Annotated in this window: 15 protein-coding genes; 10 read left to right on the forward strand and 5 right to left on the reverse strand. The window is 71.8% G+C overall.

What is annotated here, in order from left to right:
* Positions 1–131 precede the first annotated feature (131 nt).
* From ASG53_RS18425 to ASG53_RS18450, 6 genes are all read left to right on the forward strand, one after another.
* Positions 132–2,105, forward strand: a complete 1,974-nt coding sequence (locus ASG53_RS18425; RefSeq protein WP_156382889.1) for a DUF6541 family protein — start codon at positions 132–134, stop codon at positions 2,103–2,105.
* Positions 2,102–3,379 (forward strand): hypothetical protein, encoded by a 1,278-nt coding sequence (locus tag ASG53_RS18430; protein WP_156382890.1) that lies wholly within the window; start codon positions 2,102–2,104, stop codon positions 3,377–3,379. Before ASG53_RS18425 ends, ASG53_RS18430 begins: the two co-directional genes overlap by 4 nt.
* A gap of 5 nt (positions 3,380–3,384) precedes the next feature.
* Entirely contained in the window at positions 3,385–4,122 is a 738-nt protein-coding gene (locus ASG53_RS18435) for a glycosyltransferase family 2 protein (RefSeq protein WP_056137140.1), read from the forward strand.
* Positions 4,122–4,529 (forward strand): DUF2304 domain-containing protein, encoded by a 408-nt coding sequence (locus ASG53_RS18440; protein ID WP_056136800.1) that lies wholly within the window; start codon positions 4,122–4,124, stop codon positions 4,527–4,529. Before ASG53_RS18435 ends, ASG53_RS18440 begins: the two co-directional genes overlap by 1 nt.
* 99 nt (positions 4,530–4,628) lie before the next feature.
* Positions 4,629–5,621, forward strand: a complete 993-nt coding sequence (locus ASG53_RS18445; RefSeq protein WP_056136802.1) for a glycosyltransferase family 2 protein — start codon at positions 4,629–4,631, stop codon at positions 5,619–5,621.
* 55 nt (positions 5,622–5,676) lie between these two features.
* Positions 5,677–6,696 (forward strand): glycosyltransferase family 2 protein, encoded by a 1,020-nt coding sequence (locus ASG53_RS18450; protein ID WP_235533999.1) that lies wholly within the window; start codon positions 5,677–5,679, stop codon positions 6,694–6,696.
* 147 nt (positions 6,697–6,843) lie between these two features.
* Here the strand turns inward: ASG53_RS18450 and ASG53_RS18455 are convergent, their stop codons facing one another.
* The 3 genes from ASG53_RS18455 to ASG53_RS18465 all read right to left on the reverse strand — a co-directional run bounded on the left by ASG53_RS18455 (position 6,844) and on the right by ASG53_RS18465 (position 9,970).
* Positions 6,844–8,448, reverse strand: a complete 1,605-nt coding sequence (locus ASG53_RS18455) for a hypothetical protein (protein ID WP_056136805.1) — start codon at positions 8,446–8,448, stop codon at positions 6,844–6,846.
* Positions 8,445–9,101, reverse strand: a complete 657-nt coding sequence (locus ASG53_RS18460) for a hypothetical protein (RefSeq protein WP_056136808.1) — start codon at positions 9,099–9,101, stop codon at positions 8,445–8,447. The genes ASG53_RS18455 and ASG53_RS18460 overlap by 4 nt, the downstream gene beginning before the upstream one ends.
* 254 nt (positions 9,102–9,355) lie before the next feature.
* Positions 9,356–9,970, reverse strand: a complete 615-nt coding sequence (locus ASG53_RS18465) for a dTDP-4-dehydrorhamnose 3,5-epimerase family protein (protein ID WP_056136809.1) — start codon at positions 9,968–9,970, stop codon at positions 9,356–9,358.
* 102 nt (positions 9,971–10,072) lie between these two features.
* On the opposite strand from ASG53_RS18465, the gene rfbD reads away from it, so the two are divergent.
* Positions 10,073–10,981 carry a dTDP-4-dehydrorhamnose reductase gene (gene rfbD / locus ASG53_RS18470; RefSeq protein WP_268793446.1) on the forward strand — a complete coding sequence of 303 codons (909 nt, stop codon included), beginning with the start codon at positions 10,073–10,075 and terminating at the stop codon, positions 10,979–10,981.
* A 19-nt stretch (positions 10,982–11,000) separates the two neighbouring features.
* On the opposite strand, the gene rfbA is transcribed toward rfbD, so the two are convergent.
* Together rfbA and ASG53_RS18480 are read right to left on the reverse strand one after the other, a co-directional pair.
* A complete protein-coding gene (rfbA, locus tag ASG53_RS18475) occupies positions 11,001–11,879 on the reverse strand; it encodes a glucose-1-phosphate thymidylyltransferase RfbA (protein ID WP_056137143.1) in 879 nt (292 codons plus the stop codon).
* 49 nt (positions 11,880–11,928) lie between these two features.
* Positions 11,929–12,705 (reverse strand): TIGR03089 family protein, encoded by a 777-nt coding sequence (locus ASG53_RS18480; protein ID WP_056136811.1) that lies wholly within the window; start codon positions 12,703–12,705, stop codon positions 11,929–11,931.
* A gap of 222 nt (positions 12,706–12,927) precedes the next feature.
* Here ASG53_RS18480 and ASG53_RS20650 point away from each other — a divergent pair, with 222 nt between their 5' ends.
* The 3 genes from ASG53_RS20650 to ASG53_RS18495 all read left to right on the forward strand — a co-directional run bounded on the left by ASG53_RS20650 (position 12,928) and on the right by ASG53_RS18495 (position 18,721).
* Positions 12,928–13,263 (forward strand): WhiB family transcriptional regulator, encoded by a 336-nt coding sequence (locus ASG53_RS20650; RefSeq protein WP_056136813.1) that lies wholly within the window; start codon positions 12,928–12,930, stop codon positions 13,261–13,263.
* A gap of 137 nt (positions 13,264–13,400) precedes the next feature.
* A complete protein-coding gene (locus ASG53_RS18490) occupies positions 13,401–16,961 on the forward strand; it encodes a glycosyltransferase family 2 protein (RefSeq protein ID WP_056136815.1) in 3,561 nt (1,186 codons plus the stop codon).
* Complete coding sequence (locus tag ASG53_RS18495) at positions 16,958–18,721, forward strand: DUF5719 family protein (protein WP_056136817.1); 1,764 nt, start codon at positions 16,958–16,960, stop codon at positions 18,719–18,721. The genes ASG53_RS18490 and ASG53_RS18495 overlap by 4 nt, the downstream gene beginning before the upstream one ends.
* Positions 18,722–18,820 lie beyond the last annotated feature (99 nt).

An 18,820-nucleotide genomic window follows, 5' to 3' on the forward strand; every position in this document is an offset into this window, starting at 1 on the left:
TGTGCGGTGCCGTCGAGGCGTTACCGTAGGCTGCTGAGGTCCTGCGCGCTCCTGACGACCGGAGCCCTGCGCGCCGCGGCCTGCTGAAGCCAGCGCCGAGAGCGGCACCCGACCGAAGAAGAGAAGCTGTGATGCTCGAAGAGATCTGGGCAGTCTGCGCGAGCCTGCTGCTGGCCGTCGTCCCTGGTGCTGCTGTCCTCGCTGCAGCCCGACAGCGAGGCTGGGTCCTCGTGGCCTCCCCGCTCGTCACGTACGGCATCGTCACGATCGGTGGGGCGCTGGCCAGCTGGACCGGACTGTCGTGGTCCGTCCTCACGCTCGCCCTGACGACGGTCCTGTGGGCTGCGGTCGCCTTCGTCCTGAGCACCTTCGTCCCGCGGGTCGGCCGCGCTGTCGTCGACGACGACCTCTATGCGGACGACGAGCTCGACGTCACCGGAGAGCACGCCGAGGCGCCCGTGCCGCTGGCACGACGCCTGACGTGGCGCGCGCACGCGCTCGTCGCGGCCTGCGCCGCCTTCGGAGGTCTCTTCGGTGCCTACGTCCTGCGCCGCGGCATGGGTTCGCTCAATGCTGTGGTCCAGGACTGGGACGGTGTCTTCCACGCGGCTGTGGTGCGCTGGATCGCCGAGACGGGGGACCTCTCGCAGTCCTCGATCGCACAGCTCAACAACCGCGAGACCGTCGAGACCTTCTTCTACCCGAGCTCGTGGCACGGGTTGGCGGCCCTCGGCTGGGACCTGGGCGTCGACTCGGTGCCCCGCCTGCTGAATGCCGGCTCGCTCATGATGCCGATCCTCCTCGCCTTCGGCATCGCCGGCCTGGTGCTGCGCGTGACCCGCAACCCCGTGGCTGCCGGAGCGAGCGCGATCCTCGTGACGATGCCGTCGGCGCTCGTCTTCGACACCCTGTGGCGTGGTCCTCTCATCCCCTTCGCCGTCGGTCTCGCGATGGTGCCCGCGCTCGTCCTGCTCTTCGACAGGACGCTGACCCTGCGCTCGACGGGTCTGGTCGTCGCGACCGGGCTCGCCGCAGGTGGCGTGGTCGGCGTGCACCCCAGCGGGGTCTACACAGCCTTCATCTTCCTCGTCCCGTGGATCCTCCAGCGGTGGATGACGCACCGGCGTCTCGTCGTCGGCGACCTGCTGACCATCGTCGCGACAGGGTTCGTCGCTGCCCTCGTGGCCGCACCGTCGCTGCTCACCGCGATCAGCGCGAGCACCGGCGCCCGCCAGGACTGGCCTGCCGTCGAGACTGCCGGTCAGGCCGTCGGCGAGGCTCTCCTGCTCAACCACGCCCGGAGCGGCCCGCAGTGGGCGATCGTGCTGCTCGCCGTGGTCGGTGTGCTCTCCTTCCGCAAGATGCGCTCCATGTGGTGGTTCTGGGTCGCGGGGATCCTCTCGCTCGGCCTGTTCGTGCTCGCCGCCGCGTACGACACCCCGACGGGGGAAGACCTCACAGCGCCGTGGTGGAACGACCGCTGGCGCTTCGCGGCGATGGTCGCGATGTTCGTGGCGGTCGCCGCGGGTGTCGGTGTCGCCGCAATCGTCGAGCGTGTGCCGCGCTGGGTCAGCGGTCGGACGCCTGTCGGCCTCAAGGTCGCGACAGGTGGTGTCGTGGTCGTGCTGGTCTACGCCTTCTCGATGCTCAGCCACGCGGGGTACGCGGCGCAGAACGCTGACCGCATGTACTGGAACTTCCAGAGCGGAGCGGTCATCGGGGACGACGACCTCGCACTCTGGGCCAAGGCAGCGGAGATCGTCCCCGAGGGCCAGATGGTGCTCAACGACCCGACAGACGGGTCCACCTGGATGCTCGCGACGGAAGGGTTGCGTCCGTTCTTCGGCGGCATCACCCTCGCCATCCCCAACCAGGCCGGCCTCTCGGAGACGCAAGAGGCGCTGCTCTTCCACCTCTCAGACATCGCGACCGACCAAGAGGTTCGCGACATCGTCGACGAGTACGGCATCGAGTACGTCATCGTCGGCGAGGGCTGGATCCACGGCATGAGCCGGGCGGCCGGTTTCATCGGCATCGAGGACAACCCGGCCTTCGAGCTCGTCGAGCAGGTCGGGGGAGCCCAGCTGTTCAGGATCGTCGGTTGAGCAGCCCCGAGGTGGTGCCACTGCCCCCGGCCCAGCAGGCCGGCGAGCTCGACGGGCGCGGTGCCCGCGGCGTCGCTGTCGCCGGGATCGTGGTCGCCGCGACGGGCTTCGTCGTGCAGGCCCTCGTGTCCAGGACCGCGTCAGCGGCAGACACAGCGCTCTTCCTCGTCTTCTGGTCGTTGCTGTTCGCGGTCGTCGGCATCACCGGCGGCATCCAGAACGAGAGCACCCGGGCCGTCCGGGCTGCCCTGCACGACGAGGTCCGGCCAGGCGTCCAGGGGGCCCGCGTGGTCCCGGTCGGGCTCGCCGTGGGCGGGCTCATCGCGGTGGCCGTGCTCGCCACGTCACCCCTCTGGGCCTCGAGCGTCCTCCAGGAGCACACCGTGGCCGGTGTGGTCCTCGTGGCTGTCGCGGCCCTGCTGTTCTCGGGCCACGCCTCGGCGACCGGTGCCCTGGCCGGTGCCGGCGCCTGGAAGGTCTACGCCCGGGTCGTCGGCCTCGAGTCTGTCGTCCGGCTCGTGCTCGTGGTCGCCGTGGTCGTCGTGAGCGCCACGCTCTTCAACCTCATGGTCGCCTCCGCCGTGGCGACCGCCGCCTGGCTGCTGGCGCTCGCCGCGAGCAGGCAGGTGCGCAGCACCCTGACCATGCGGGCGGACAGACCTGCCCGCCGGTACGTGTCGGGGCTCGGGCACGCGATCGTCGCGTCGTCGTCCACGGCGATCCTCGTCGTCGGCTTCCCGGTCCTCATCCAGCTGACGACACCTGACGACGTCGTCACGGCCGCCGCCCCCCTGCTGCTGGCGATCTCGCTGACCCGTGCTCCCCTCCTGCTCCCGCTGAACGCCTTCCAGGGCGTCGCGATCGCGCACTTCGTCGAGCACCCTGAGCGCCGCGCCCGGACGCTCACGGTGATCGTCGGGATCGTCGTGGTGGTCGGCGCCGTGGGTGCAGGGCTCGCGGCGCTGGTCGGCCCGTGGCTCATGGAGGTCGTCCTCGACCAGCAGATCGGCTCGGGCGTGCTCGCGGCACTCACCGGCGCCGGGGCTCTGCTCGCCCTCCTCACGCTGACCGGCACAGCAGTCCTGGCGCTGGGGAAGCACCGTGCCTACTCGGCCGGCTGGGCCGTCGCGAGCATCCTCGCGGTGCTCCTCCTGCTCCCGCCGTGGGCTCTCGAGCAGCGCGTCCTGCTGAGCCTGTGGATCAGCCCGCTCGTCGGCGCCTCGATCCACGCGGCAGCCCTCGTGCGGTCCCGCGCTCCTCGATCGGTAGGATGACGGGCATGGTCGACTTCCTCACCGAGCGCGTGCTCGTCATCATCCCGGCGTGGAACGAGGAGGAGACTCTCGGCGCGGTGCTCGACGAGGTGGCCTCCGAGCTGCCCTACGTCGACGTCCTCGTGGTCGACGACGGCTCGACCGACCGCACCTACGAGGTCGCCCGCGAGAAGGGCGTCCGGGTGCTCCAGCTGCCCGTGAACCTCGGTGTCGGCGGCGCGATGCGCGCCGGGTACAAGTTCGCCGTCCGCAACCAGTACGGGTACACGGTCCAGCTCGACGCAGACGGTCAGCACCCGCCGGCAGGGGTCGTCACCATGTTCGACGCGCTGAGCGCGACGGGCAACGACGTGATGATCGGTGCACGCTTCGCGGGCGAGGGAGAGTACGAGGCCCGAGGCCCGCGCCGCTGGGCCATGAAGGTCCTCTCCACGATCTTGTCCCGGGTGACGCGCGCACGGCTCACCGACACCACCTCCGGGTTCAAGGCCTGCGGCCCTCGCGCCGTCGACCTCTTCTCCCGGACCTACCCCGCCGAGTACCTCGGGGACACCGTCGAGGCTCTTGTCATCGCGGCCCGGGCTGGGATGAAGGTCGGGCAGGTCGGCGTCACCATGCGTCCGCGGGCCGGCGGGCGCCCGTCCCACAGCCCCGTCAAGGCCGCAGTGTTCCTCGTCCGGGCGATGCTCGCGCTGTCCATCGCCCTCACCCGGCCGGGTGTCCCCAAGGAGGAGAGAGTCTGATGAGCGGTTACGGATTTGTCGTCGGCCTGTCGGTCGTCGTCCTCGCCTCCCTGGTCGGCCTCATGCGCAGCCGCCGCATCCGGGAGAAGTACGCCGCTGTGTGGATCGCGCTCGGCCTGGGCATCATCGTCGTGTGCGTGTGGCCGAACCTCGCAGTCTCGCTGGCCCGGCTCGTCGGGGTCGAGACCCCGTCGAACCTCGTGTTCGCCGTAGCCCTCGTGATCTTGCTGGGCGTGTGCATCCAGCTGAGCGTCGCGCTCTCCGCCCAGGAAGAGCAGTCCCGGACGCTCGCCGAGGAGATCGCGCTCATCCGGTGCACCCTCGACGAGGCCGGCATCGCGGACAAGACCTCGCACCCGACCCCTGTGCCCGACGACGGCGGACCCGAGACGCCGCAGGCCGGCTGACGGCCCGACGCTGCCCGCCGCAGAGGTGTGGCAGCCGGGCAGGAGCGTCCAGGGTGCACCGAGCTGCACCGCCCCGCAGAACCAGGAAGGTGCGTCGTCGTGCCCACAGTCTCCGTCATCATGGCGGTCTACAACGCCCAGGACACGATCGTGCGCGCCGTGCGCAGCGTGCTCGACCAGACCCACACGGACCTCGAGCTCCTGCTCGTCGACGACGCGTCCTCGGACGGCTCTGTCGCGACCGTCCAGGCGCACCTCGCCGAGCGGGGTGGTGACGAGAGGGTCCGCTATCTCGCGCACCCGTCGAACCGCCGTGCCGCGGCCGCGCGCAACACCGGCGTCTCGGCAGCCACGGGGGACTTCGTGGCCTTCGTCGACTCCGACGACGAGATGCTGCCGACGTATCTCGAGACCTTGGTGGGGGCGCTCGACGAGGGCGTCGACGTCGTCGTGGGGAACATCGTCTACGTCCGCCCGGACGGCTCGCGCCGCGAGAGGCACCCGGCGGTCACGGGCGACTTCCCCGGGCCGCGCGCCGCCGAGCTCGGCCTGCTCGACAAGATCACGCCCTTCACGTGCGACAAGCTGTTGCGCCGCAGCCTCTACGACGGCGTGAGGTACCCCGAAGGCATCATCAACGAGGACTTCCTCACCAACCCGGTGCTGGCCGCCGGGGCGCGGACGGTCCGGGTCGTCGACGCACCCGTGTACCTGTACCACGTGCGCGCGGACTCTGTGACGTGGGGCTCGATCCCGCCGGTGAGCGAGCTCGACACCGCAGAGCGCTACCTGCGCGACGCGCTCCTCTCCGGGGCCGGGGTGACTCCCGCGATGCGCGCCGCTGTCGACCACGCGACCGTGTTCCTCACGCTCAGCTCCGCGCAGCGCGCTCTGCTCAAGGACCCGGCCACGGCTCATGACAGGCAGGTGGTCCGGGACTGCCGTCGTCGTATCCGGCTCGTGACGCTGGTGCGCCTGGCCCGCGTCGCGCCGGTCACGGCGGCTGGTGGGGTGCTGCTCAAGGTGGCACCGCCCGCCTACGCCTGGCTCTACAGGCGCCACGTCCGCGCCAGCTACGGACAAGACGCCTGAGACCATGAGAGCCCACCCCCACCCCCACCCTGCCCCTGACCTCGAAGGAGTCCGCGTGCCCGCACAGGACGTGTCCGTGATCATGCTCGCCTACGGGGTCGAGGAGTACCTGGGCGAGGCCGTCGCCGCCGTCCTCGCCTCCGAGGGCATCGAGGTGCAGCTCGTGCTCGTCGACAACGGGTGCACGTCCGACGCCGTGGCCATGCTGCCCCAGGACCCGCGCATCCAGGTCCTGCGGCCGGCCGAGAACCTCGGTTTTGCGGGTGGGGTGAACCTCGGGGCCCTCGAGGCGACGTCCGAGCACCTGGCCTTCGTCAACAGCGACGCGGTCGTCGCGCCCGACGCGCTGCGGATCCTCGTGGACGAGGTCGACCTCCCGGGTCGCGGGATCGTCTGTGCCTGCGTGCGGCTCGCGGACAAGCCGGAGCTGGTCAACAGCGTCGGCAACCCGATCCACGTCCTCGGGCTCAGCTGGGCCGGTGGCATGGACGAACCTGTCGCAGCGCACCAGGAGCCTCGGACCATCGCGTCGGCGACAGGTGCCTGCCTCGTCGTGACAGCCGACCTGTGGCGCTCCCTCGGCGGCTTCCCTGACGAGTTCTTCGCCTACGTCGAAGACCTCGAGGTCAGCTGGCGGGTCTGGCAGCGCGGTCTCACCGTGCACTACGTGCCGGCCGCCGTGGCGGACCACCACTACGAGTTCAGCCGTTCGCCGCTGAAGATGTACCTCGTCGAGCGCAACCGCCTGCTGTTCGTCCTGACGGGCTACGGTGCCCGTCTCCTGGCGCTGCTCGCGCTGCCGCTGCTCGCCTTCGAGGCGGCGATCTTCCTCATCGCCCTCAAGGAGGGCTGGTGGCGCCAGAAGGTCAAGGGGTGGGGCTGGATCGCTCGGAACCTCGGGTGGGTCCGCCAGCGCCGCAGGCTCGTCCAGTCCACCCGCACGGTCCCGGACAAGGACCTGGTGCACCTGCTCACGGACACCTTCGACCCCGCGCAGTTCCCGCTGCCTGCCGGTGGCGGTCTCGTCCAGGGTGTCCTCAAGGCCTACTGGAGGGTCGTGCGTCGCTTCGTCTGACGCAGAGGTCGCTTCGTCTGACGCAGAGCCAGGGTGCTCGGGTCCCAGCACGGCCCGACCGACGCAGCGTGAGGCACGCACGAGGCCCCGGCCCCCTCTCGGCGAGGGGGCCGGGGCCTCGTGCTGTGGCGGGATCCGCCGGGTGCGTCAGCTGTAGCTGACCGAGACGGCACCGTTGCGGGTGTCGAAGGTGATGCGCCCACGCTCGAAGCTCTGGTACACGAGCGCACCGGAGGTGATCTCGTCGGTGACCGGGTACCCGAGGCGCCCGTTCTCCCAGCCGTTGTGCCCCCACCACGTGAGGATCGCACCGTTCACGGCCTTGGTTCCGTACATCGGGGTCCAGTAGATGGCACCGCGCTCGAAGCTCTGCACGGTCCCGCCGGCACGCAGCCCGCCGCGCTCGCTCACCGTCGGGTAGCCCATCCCGTTCTCCCAGCCGCGGACGGCCCACCACTGGTAGATCGCGCCGCGGATCGCGTGCGCGCCGTAGGCGGGGGAGTAGTAGATCGGGCCACCCTCGAAGCTCTGCACCGCGCCGCCGTCGCGCAGCGCACGCTCGGAAGAGACCGGGTACCCGAGGACGCCGTTCTCCCAGCCTGTCGATGCCCACCGGGACACGATCGCCCCGAGGACCGTCTGCGGGCCTCCGGCGGGGCTCCAGTAGACGTGGCCACCCTGGAAGGACTGCACGACACCACCGCGCGCCAGCGACTTCTCGGGCGAGACCGGGTAGCCGAGGCGCCCACGCTCCCAGCCCTGACCGCCCCAGTAGGTCCCGACACCGCCGCGGACCATCTGCGCGCTCGTCGCCGGGGACCAGTAGACGTTGCCCTTCTCGAAGGGCTGCATGACGCCTCCCTGGGTGAGGCCGCTCTTCTCGACTGCCGTGGGCTGGCCGAGCAGGTTCATGTTGGCCTGCCACACCGTCGCGATGGCACCGATCACCGGGAAGTTGGGGCGACCGAACCAGTCGTCGTAGAACTTCGCGAAGTTGAAGTTGCCGTACGAGGAGCAGCCGTCCGGGCTGCCGGCGAGCAGCGCCGAGTTCGGGGTGTACGGGGTGTAGTTGTAGAGGCTCGCGGTCGCCTGGTTCTCGATGCGGACCGTGACGCTGCCGCACGCCGCGTTCGGGTGCAGACGGATCGACTGGGTACGACCCGCGACGTGCGCGTAGCCGTAGGGGTTCTGCGCATACCGCTTGAACTGCGACGACGCGTTGTAGACCTGGTTGAAGAACCCGTAGTACGCGTCGTCGCAGGCTGCGGTGTCGGGGCAGCCGAACCCTGTGGCGATCTGGTACTTGCGGGGCGTCAGGGCCGTGCCGCTCGCGGTGACCAGGCTCTGCTCCTTCTGGAGCAGGACGAGCAGCACCTTGGGGTTGATGCCGCACGCCGTGCCGACCTTCTTGATGATGGTGGCGGCAGTCTCGTTCGCCGCCCCGGTGTAGGCGGCGCAGCGTGCTGTCGCGGCCCGGTTCGGGGTGGTCTGGCGGAAGTCCTTGAGGCAGGGCACACCCGTGCCAGAGGGCACGCACGAGGGCGCTCTCTGGTTGAGGAAGGTCTGGACCTGGGACGCGGTCATCGACCCTGAGTTGTTGAACTCAGCGTCGGTGATGATCATGCCGGCCCGGAAGGTCGCCGCCTGGGCCGGGGTCTGGCCCGCCGTGACGAGCGGGGTGACGAGCGCTGCGAGCAGCACGAAGACGAAGGTGAGGGCCGCGGCTCCGCGGCGGGAACGGGCGAGGGTCATCGGATCGTCACCGTCGTCGCCGCGCTGACCCCGGAGCGGGTCGGGGAGTCGTAGCCGATCGTCGCCGACCAGTCGCCGAGAGCGAGGCCTGTCGTGGTCATCGTGAGACCACCGCAGACCGTCGTCGTCGCGTCGGCCTCGGCCGGGGCCTCGATCGTCAAGACCTCGGCACCGCGGGTCAGGGTGAGCGAGCAGGTCCCGCCCTCTTCGACCTCGGTGACGTAGCCGCTGACGAGGACCGCACCTGCGACCAGGTCTGTCGAGGCCAGCGAGATCTGCACGTCTGCCGCGGCGAGCGCCGGGTCGGCGGGCCTCTCGAGGTCACCCTCGGCAGGTGCGACAGCGTCAGGGAGCGTGGCGTCGGGCAGGGCTGCGTTCGGCTCGACCGCGGCTGCCCCGTCCTCCTCGGACTGGACGGGCTCGCTCGGGGCGGTGTCGTCGGAGGGCACCGCCGCAGGGTCTGTGCCGTCCGTCGGGGTGCTGGTCGAGGTGTCGGTCGGGGCACCCTCGGTGGGGACCTCGGTCGCCTCGGCCGGGCTGGTCTCGGTCACGGGAGCGCTCGGGTCGTCTGACGGCACCGCCTGTGCGGCGATGGCGAGAGACAGGACGAGAAGGGGCGCCGCCGCGACCGCGAGTGCGGTCTGACGTTTCATGTGGGTGTTCCCTCGTTGGGTCGCAGAGGTCGCACGTCGCCCCTGCAGACGATGTTCACAGTGCGGTCACAGTACCTAGACGGTCTCTAGGTACCACCTACGCCACGCCATGTCGTGACCGCACCGTGTTCTCCGTCCCCCATCCTCCGCTGCCGCGAGCAGGCGTCGCCGGCTCGTCGCGACCGTGGCCCGCAGCTGCCCGTGCCGGTTCGCGCGTGAAGGTGCTGGCTCGGGGTGGCCCAGCCTCAGCGAGGTCAGACGAGGCCGGCGAGGAACTGCTCGACATCACCCGACGAGGGCAGCAGCCCGCTCTCGAGGGCTTCTGCGAGGGTCGGTGCCGCAGCGTCCTTCTCGGACAGCTCGTAGCGCAGCGGTGAGCCGTCCCGAGCCGTCGTCGGCCAGTCGATGCCGATCGCAGGGTCGAGGGGGTGCACGCCGTGCTCACGGCCGGGCGCGTAGGGCGCGGAGCACAGGTAGAGCACGGTCGAGCTGTCCTCGAGGGACAAGAAGGCGTGCCCGAGCCCCTCCGAGAGGTAGATCGCCCGACGGTCGACGTCGTCGAGCAGGACCGAGTCCCACTGCCCGTAGGTCGGTGAGCCGACGCGGATGTCGACGACCACGTCGAGGACCGCTCCGCGTGCGCAGGTCACGTACTTCGCCTGCCCAGGGGGCAGGTCTGCGAAATGGATGCCACGCAGCACCCCGGCGGCCGAGACCGAGAGGTTGGCCTGCGCGAGAGAGAGGTCGTGACCGACCTCCTCCGCGAAGGGCGCGCCCTTGAACCACTCGAGGAACACCCCGCGGGGATCGCCGAACTGCTTCGGCGTGATCTCCCACGCACCGGGCACTGACAGCTGTCGGAACTCCACAGGTCTCTCTCCTTCGTGACGGGACGGCCATCGTAGTCGTGCCTGTCGCCGATAGGCTGGTCCGGGCTCGCGGCTGCGGGACCTACGACGACAGGAGACATCGTGCACGAGGACAGCGGGACGCACCGGGCACCCGGGACGCCGACCCCCGAGACGACGGCGCGCTGGGCGGTCGTCGGGGCTGCCGGCATGCTCGGCCACGACATGGTCGCGCGCCTGGAGCGCGGTGGGCGTGACGTCACCGGGCTGGCACGCGACGCCCTCGACGTCACCGACGCCGCCGCGTGCGTCGAGGTGCTCGCGGGCTTCGACGTGGTGGTCAACTGCACGGCGTGGACGGCGGTCGACGACGCCGAGACCCACGAGGCGGAGGCCTTCGCTGTCAACGCCGTGGGCGCGGCGAACCTCGCCCGCGCAGCCGCGGCGCACGGCGCACGCCTCGTGCAGGTGTCGACCGACTACGTGTTCGCCGGCTCGGCCACCCAGCCCTACGAGGCTGACGCGGAGATCGCGCCGGTCTCGGCGTACGGCCGGACCAAGGCGGCGGGGGAGTGGGCTGTGCTCGCGGCGAGCCCCGAGCACCTGGTCGTGCGCACGGCCTGGCTCTACGGCGCCGCGGGCGGGAGCTTCCCGCGGACCATCGCACGGGTGGCAGCCGAGCGCGGCGCAGTCTCGGTGGTCGACGACCAGCACGGGCAGCCGACGTGGACGGGTGACGTGGCCGACCTCGTCCTCCGGCTGGTCGACGCCGAGGTGGCTGGCGGGATCTTCCACGCGACGTCTTCGGGAGAGGCGACGTGGTTCGACTTCGCCCGTGAGGCCGTGGCGACGGCTGGTCTCGACCCTGAGGTGGTGACGCCGACGACGAGCGCGGACTTCGTGCGGCCCGCGCCTCGCCCCGCCTACTCGGTCCTGGGGCACGCCAGCCTGGTGGCTGCCGGTGTCGAGCCGATCGGCGACTGGCGCGGACGCTGGGCAGTCGCCGGTCAGGACGTCGTCGCGACGTCCTGACCGGCGGGGCAGGGGCCGGTCAGCGCGGACCGGGCCCCTCCTCCAGCAGCCCGAGCAGGTAGCTGCCGTAGCCGGACTTGACGAGCGCGTGGGCGCGCTCGGCGAGCGCCTCGTCGTCGAGGAACCCGCGGCGCCAGGCGATCTCCTCGGGAGCGCCGATCTTCAGTCCCTGCCGGTTCTCGATCGTCCGGACGTAGTCCGACGCCTCGAGCAGCGAGTCGAAGGTCCCGGTGTCGAGCCACGCGGTCCCACGCGGGAGCACCTCGACCTGCAGCCGCCCCTGCTCGAGGTACGTGCGGTTCACGTCGGTGATCTCGTACTCCCCGCGGGGCGAGGGCGCGAGCGACCGGGCGATCTCGACGACGTCGTTGTCGTAGAAGTACAGCCCGGGCACCGCGTAGCTGCTCTTGGGGTGCGTCGGCTTCTCCTCGAGCGAGAGCGCCTTGCCTGCGTCGTCGAACTCGACCACGCCGTAGGCGGTGGGGTCGGACACCCTGTAGGCGAAGACCGCGCCGCCGTCGATGTCGGTGAAGCGCGAGAGCTGGTTGCCCAGGCCGGGGCCGTAGAAGATGTTGTCGCCGAGCACGAGCGAGACCGAGTCGTCGCCGATGAAGTCTGCGCCGAGCACGAAGGCCTGGGCCAGCCCGTCAGGGACCTCTTGGACCGTGTACTGGATCGAGATGCCGAACTGCGACCCGTCGCCCAGCAGGCGCCGGAACTGCTCGGCGTCGTGGGGGGTCGTGATGACGAGGACGTCTCGGATCCCTGCGAGCATCAGCGTCGAGAGAGGGTAGTAGATCATCGGCTTGTCGTAGACGGGCACGAGCTGCTTCGAGACGCCGAGCGTGATCGGGTGGAGCCTGGTGCCGGACCCGCCGGCCAAGATGATTCCGCGCATCGTCACAGTCTGCCCGACTTCGTGCCGCGGCGTGCGCCTGACCGGGTGGTCAGCGCTGTGCCGTGACCCGCTCGGTCTCCACGAGGCGGGCCAGCCGGTCGGTCGGCAGGGTGCCGTCGTCGTCGGGCTGGACGAGCACGAGAGACCCGTCCGCGGCCCACACGTCGAGCGCTGTCGCGAGCAGGCTGACGACAGCTCCCGGTCCCGCCGGCACCGCCACGAGGGTCCGGTCGCCGAGCATCACGGGATCGACCTGCGACCGGGACCAGTCGAGCAGCGCGGCGAAGGCCACGTCGCCTCGCGCTGAGCTCAGGGCGGTCTCGTCCGCGTCGAGCGGCGCGACGTACCCGACCTGGTCGCCGTAGGTCATGACGGCCGACGCGGCGTCGACGGTCCCGGGAGGGAGGTCCGCGCCGAAGCTCCGGGCGAGCGCGGGCAGCGCGACGGCGACGAGCTCGGTGCCACGGGGACGTGTGCCGTCCGGCGTAGTCCAGCGGTCGGGGGTCGCGGTGACCACGACGTCGGCGCCCGAGAGGTCTGCGGCGGGGTCCGAGGAGTCGTCCACGACGCGCAGGTGAGCACCGGCCCGCCACGTCGCGAGAGCCCAGACGAGGGTCCGCCAGTGCGGCGGCAGGTCGGTCACGACCACGGTGCCCGGCTCGGCGTCGAACTCCTCGACCAGCAGGTTCGTCGTCTTGGACACCCAGTTGACGAGCACCGCGCCCGACAGCTCGATGCGTTCGCCGCCGTCTCCGTACCAGGTCAGGCGTGGTCGTCCGGGCTCGGTCGTCAGGGCGCCGAGGAGGGAGGGCAGAGTGTGCGGCATAGCACGATCGTAGTCGGGCCACGAATCGCGGGGGTGTGCGGAACTTCACCCGCCCCTATGTCCTAAACGGAACAACTCGGCTTGACTCATAGAAGTGACACGCGTGTAATTTACGTCAACGGTCCACGCCGTGCGCCCTGAGAACGTGAGCGAGATCACGCTCATACGTCTGCCGCGGCTGCCGATCGTGAGACGACTGCTGATGCCCGGAGGGGGTGTGCCATGTGGGACCTGCTCGACGAGGACAAAGACTTCCCCACTGACGCGGGACTGACCGAGGACGCACCGCAGACGCTCGCGCCTGTGCTGCCGCTCTTCGGCGCCGCCGACGACGAGGCGATCATCGGGTGGCAGGAGCGCGCACTGTGCGCCCAGACCGACCCCGAGGCGTTCTTCCCCGAGAAGGGCGGCTCGACCCGCGAGGCCAAGAAGGTCTGCGTGAGCTGCGACGTCAGGTCCGAGTGCCTCGACTACGCGCTCGAGAACGACGAGCGCTTCGGCATCTGGGGCGGGCTCTCCGAGCGCGAGCGCCGCAAGCTCAAGCGCCGCGCGGTCTGAACCACCCCTTCCCCCGGGGCGCGTCCTCGACCGCACGCACCTGCGTGCGTGGCGCCCCACAGGCAGCACCCAGACTCGCGCCGCGCCGTGCTCGCCGCCGCCGGTCTGCGGGCGGTTGAGGCACTATGGACGACGGTATGACAACTCCGAGCCCTCTCCCCACGGCGGACCCGACCGCGGAGCGCACCCCCGCCGGGGTCGTGACCGCGATCCTCGTCACCCGTGGCACCACGCCCTATCTCGACGCCTCCCTCCGCGCCGTGCTGGCTGCCGACCGTGCTCCGTCGCGGGTCGTCGTCGCCGACACCTCCGAGGACTCGAGCGCACAGGTCGCCCCCGACCTCGCCGACCAGGTAGTCGTGCACAGGGTCCCCGGGGCTCGCTCCTTCGGGACCGCCGTCTCTGCGGTGCTCGCCGACCTCCCCGCCGTCGACAGCACGTGGCTCTGGCTGTTCCACGACGACTCCGCCCCGGAGCGCAGGTCGCTCGACCACCTGCTGCGCGCCCTCGAGCACACGAGCAACGTCGCCGTGGCCGGGTCCAAGCAGGTCCGCTGGGACGCCCCCGAGGAGCTGCTCGAGGTCGGCTACACGGTCTCCCGCAGCGGTCGCCGCATGACAGGCGTCGAAGACGGCGAGCTCGAGCAGGGCCAGCACGACTCCCGCGACGACGTCCTCGCGGTCGGCCTCACGGGCGCGCTCGTGCGCCGCTCGGTGTGGCTCGAGCTCCGGGGGACGGACCCCACCTACGGCGTCTTCGGCGACAGCCTCGACCTCTGCTACCGCGCCCGCCGCGCCGGTCACCGGGTGATCGTGGTGCCGACGGCGGTCGTGCACCACGCCCGGGCGTCCCTCACCGGGGAGCGCAGCCGCACCGCCGCCGGTGCCCGCACCGACGCGGCAGGCGCCTCCGACAGCCTCGTCTCGGGGGACCCGTCCTTCGGGCCGCGCCTGCGGTCCCAGCTGTTCTTCCTCGCCTCGACGCTGCCCGTCGTCGTGCTGCCGTTCTTCCTCGTCCTCGCCGTGGTCGCCGGTCCGGTCCGCGCGCTCTACAGGATCGCCGTCAAGCAGCCCGGCCAGGCGCTCGAGGAGATCTGGGCGCCGCTGTGGCTCGTCGGCCGGACCCCGCGGACCATCAGGGCGCGGACTGTCGCGGCCCGCACCAGCTCGGTGCCGCGCCGACGCCTCGCCCCGCTGCTGGCCACGACTCGTGACGTCATCACCTCTCACCAGGACCGCAGGCTCGCCGCGCGTGCCCGGCGCAAGGCGCTCCACAGGAACGACGACCTCGACCGCGCCGAGATCCGGCAGACCGGCAGGCGGCGTCGACTCACGCTGCTCGGCCTGGTGCTGCTGCTCTGCGTCGTGACCGTCGTCGCCCTCGGACCCGCGGTCTCGACCCTCACCAGCACGGGGCGCGTCGTCGGCGGCGCCCTGCTCCCGGCTCGCGGCGGCTGGTCCGACCTGTGGCAGGCGATCTCCGGCGGCTGGGTCCGTGACGGCCTCGGTGCCTCGGCGCCGGCCGACCCGCTGCTCACAGCCATCGCCCCGGTCACCGCGCTCACGGGTGGCGACCTCCAGCTCGCGGTCAACCTGCTCGTCGTCGCCGGGCTCGTGCTGTCGGGCCTCGGAGCCTGGTTCGCGGCCGGCGTCGTGACCCGGTCGCTGAGCCTGCGGTCCTGGGCGGTCCTGGTGTGGGTCGCCGCCCCGACGCTGCTCGCGGCGGTCGGGCAGGGGCGCCTCGGTGCGATCCTCGCCCATGCCGCGCTCCCGTGGTTCGCCCTCGCTCTCGTCCGAGCCCTCGGCCTCCAGCGCACCGACGTGTGGGGCCGGCTGCGCATGCGGTCGCAGGCCCGCGCAGACCAGCGCTTCCAGGACCGGGAGCGCGAGCGACTCGCCGCGCGTGCGGCTGCTGCGGCCGTCTCCGAGACCGCTGAGGCGAAGGAGGCGGCTGAGGCCAGCGGGACGGCTGAGGCGAGCGAGACCGCTGGTGCGGTCGAGAAGACCGCGGCTGAGGAGACTGTCGGCACCCACCCGGCCGGCCGGTCGACCGACGCGCTCACGGTGACTGTCGACGACCCCGACGACCTCTACGACGGCGCCGGCACGGGCCTCGACGCCGCGCCCGTCGACGCCGCGCCCCGCCCGGCGTCCTCTGCGGGACCACGCACGCCGGTCCGCGGTTCTCTCGCGGCCCTCGGCGCCGCAGCCCTGCTCTGCGCGGTGGTCGTCGCTGGAGCCCCTGTGCTCATGCTGCCGATCCTCGTGGCCCTGGTCGTCGTCGCCGCTGCCGCACCGCGGCACCGTCGTCCGCTGCTGCTCGTCCCCGTGCCCGCCCTCGCGGTCCTCGGGCCCCTCGTGGTCCGGGCCGTGGTGACCTGGGACAGCGGCGGCTGGCGCATCCTGCTCGGCGACCCCGGTCTCGCGACGCCGTCGCAGGCACCCGTCGCGTGGCAGCAGCTGCTCGGCTTCCCTGGTCCTGCTCGTCCGTGGTTCGTCGCAGACGGCGTGTGGGCCGAGATCTGGCGGTACGCACCGGGGCTGCTCGGCGGGCTGCTCCTGCTCGCTGCGCTCGTCGGTCTGCTCCGCTCGGGCGGACGCGGCTCTGCCGCTCGTGCCGGCTGGGCTGTCGCAGCCCTCGGTCTGGCGACAGCACTCGTCTCCGGTGCGACAGTCGTCGCCGCAGGGGTCGACGGCGCCGTGACGGGATGGCCCGGCGCAGGGCTCTCGCTCATGACCCTGGGTCTGCTCGCCGCTGCCCTCCTCGGGCTCGACGGTCTCAGCGAGAAGGCTGTGAGTCACACCTTCGGCTGGCGGCAGGTGGCCGTCGGCGCGCTCGCGACAGTGTTGGCTGCCGTCCCGCTCGCGGGGCTCACGGCATGGACCGTCCAGGCCCGCAGCGACGACAGCCCGGTGCTCGTGCAGTCGCTCGACCGGGCGATCGTGCCGGCCGTCGGTCAGCAGATGCAGGACTCCGGTCGCCAGGCCCGGGTGCTCGCCCTCGAGGTCGGCGCCGACGGCTCGGTCCACTACCAGCTGCTCCACGACGACGGACCCCAGCTCGTCGACTCCTCGGTGGTCGTCGACGTCGCCCGTCTGACGAACCGTCCCGACAGCCTCGCCGAGCCTGTCGCCCAGCTGTCTGCAGGGCTCGACGGCGACCAGGTCGCGGTCCTCGGCGAGGCGGGGATCGGCGCTGTCCTCGTGCCGCCGTCCCCTGACCTCGCCAGGGCCGAGCTCGTCAGCCGCATCGACACCGTCGCCGGTCTCGAGCGGATCACCGAGAACGAGTCGGGCACGATCTGGCGGGTCGCACCCGACGGCTCGGCCGAGACCGCGCTCCAGCCCGGGTGGGCCGACGTCTACAGCCCGGACGAGAGCGGGACCCTCGTGCCGTCAGGTGTCCTGGCTGCAGAGCCGCTGCGTGTCGACGTCGAGGTGCCTGCCGGTGCTGCGGGGCGCGTGGTCGTGCTGGCCGAGAACTACGCGCCGGGGTGGCGTGCGACGCTCGACGGGCAGCCGCTGCGGTCGGTCGGCGACGAGCAGCCTGCCTTCGAGCTCGGCGCTGCCGGCGGTCATCTCGTGGTCGAGTACGAGCGAGCCAGCCGTGCACCGTGGTTGATCCTGCAGGGCACCGTGCTCGTGGTCTTCGTGCTGCTCGCCCTGCCGGTCCGTCGTCGTCGAGGAGGGGCCCGATGAGCCCGCGCACCACACCCGAGCGCCGCCTGCGCCGCAGGTCTGCCACGCGTGCCGTGGTCGCGAGCCTCGCGGTCGTCGCGGTCACGGGCTCCCTCGCCGCCTTCGGCGACGACCTCTGGTCCGCAGGTGCCCTCGACGTCCCCGCAGGCGAGCAGGTCGCGGTCGAGGCACGCACGGCCACGCTCGTCTGCCCAGCTCCGGTGACCCTGGCCGACCCTGGCACGACAGGTGACAGCGAGTTCGGCTCGACGCCTGTCGAGACCGCCTCGACCCTCCAGGTCGCGGCCTTCGGCTCCGCCACCACCTCCGTGCTCAGCCCGCTCTCGACAGGCAGCGCGGCGGGGCCCGAGCGGACGGTCCAGGGCGCCGATCCGAGCGCCTACGCGCTCCTCGAGCAGAGCGGCAGCGCAGAGGCCGTGCGCTCGACGACGTCAGCCGGCGACGGGTCCGACACCTCGGCGAGCGCGTCCTCGCTCACCACCTCGGGTGACCTCCGCGGCCTCGCCGCGGCCAGCTGTGCCGCGCCCGGGGTGGACCAGTGGCTCGTCGGGGGAGGCACCGAGCTCGGGTCGAGCAGCCGTCTCACCCTCGCGAACCCGAGCCGCACCCCGGCGACCGTGACCCTTGAGCTCTGGGGACCGTCAGGGCCGATCGACCCCGCTGGACCCACCACCTATCTCGTGCCCCCGGGCGAGCAAGTCTCGACGCTCGTCGAGGGCCTCGCCGCCCAGCAGCGGGGCATCGTCGTCCGGGCCAGCTCGACGGGGGCCCTCGTCACCGCGACGCTCCAGCACTCCGTCCTGGACGGTCTGACCGCCCGCGGTGTCGACCTCGTGGTCGCCGGCGAGGCCCCGGCCACGGCGCAGACCCTCGCCGGGCTGACCGTCGAGGCCTCCGAGATCGGCGACGACGACGTGGCCTCGGTCCGTCTGCTCGCACCCGAGGGCGACGCCACGGCGACGATCATCGTCTTGGGTGCTGACGGGCAGCGTGTGCTGCGCGGCGCGCAGACCGCCGACCTCGTCGCCGGGACCGTGACCGACGTGAGCCTGTCCGGCCTGCCGGCAGGGACCTATTCCGTCGTCGTGCAGTCCGACGCACCCGTCGTCGCCGGTGCCGTGACGACCCAGACCGGGAAGGCCGACCGCGACGAGCCGTTGCTCGGCACACCGGTCGACCGGACTTGGATCGCCTCGCAGCGCGGCAGCGCGACGAGCCCGAGCAGCGTCGTGCTGCCCGACGGGACGCAGGGGACGGTGTCGCTCGTCGCGCTGCCTGCTGAGGTCGACGGCAGCACCGAGCTCGCCGACCAGGTCCCGATCGTCTACGACGAGGAGGCCGCCGCCGATGCCGCTGACGACGCTGCTGGTGACGACGCGACGGACCAGGCGACCACCGACGCGACAGCTGGCGACCCGACGTCGTGGGACCCGTCGACGGTGGGCACCCTCGAGGTCTACGGGACCGACGGACGCCTGATCGTCGACCAGGACGTCGAGCTCGCCCTCGGGCAGACCACGACGGTGGACCTCGCCGACCTCGTCGAGAGCTCAGCAGCGCGGGGAGACGACGACACCGAGATCGGAGCCGTTCGCTTCGTGCCCGACCCGCAGGCCTCGACCGTGGCGGCCTGGGTCCTCACCGCCCGGGCGAGCGGCGTGACAGGGTCGATCAGCACCCTGCTGCCGACGGTCCCGAGCGCGGCGCAGGACGCGATCGTCGTGCGACGCTCACCGACCGTCGGGCTGCCGCGCGAGTAGCCGGGCCTGCAGGCCTGCGCGTGCTGTGCGCCGCCGGGCTCGTTCTCGCCTCACCGGGTCGAGCCGGACCGTAGTCTCCCGGGCCGCGCTCACCCAGGC

The organism is Sanguibacter sp. Leaf3, from assembly GCF_001425965.1.
In the GTDB taxonomy this organism is placed as follows: Bacteria; Actinomycetota; Actinomycetes; order Actinomycetales; family Cellulomonadaceae; genus Sanguibacter; species Sanguibacter inulinus.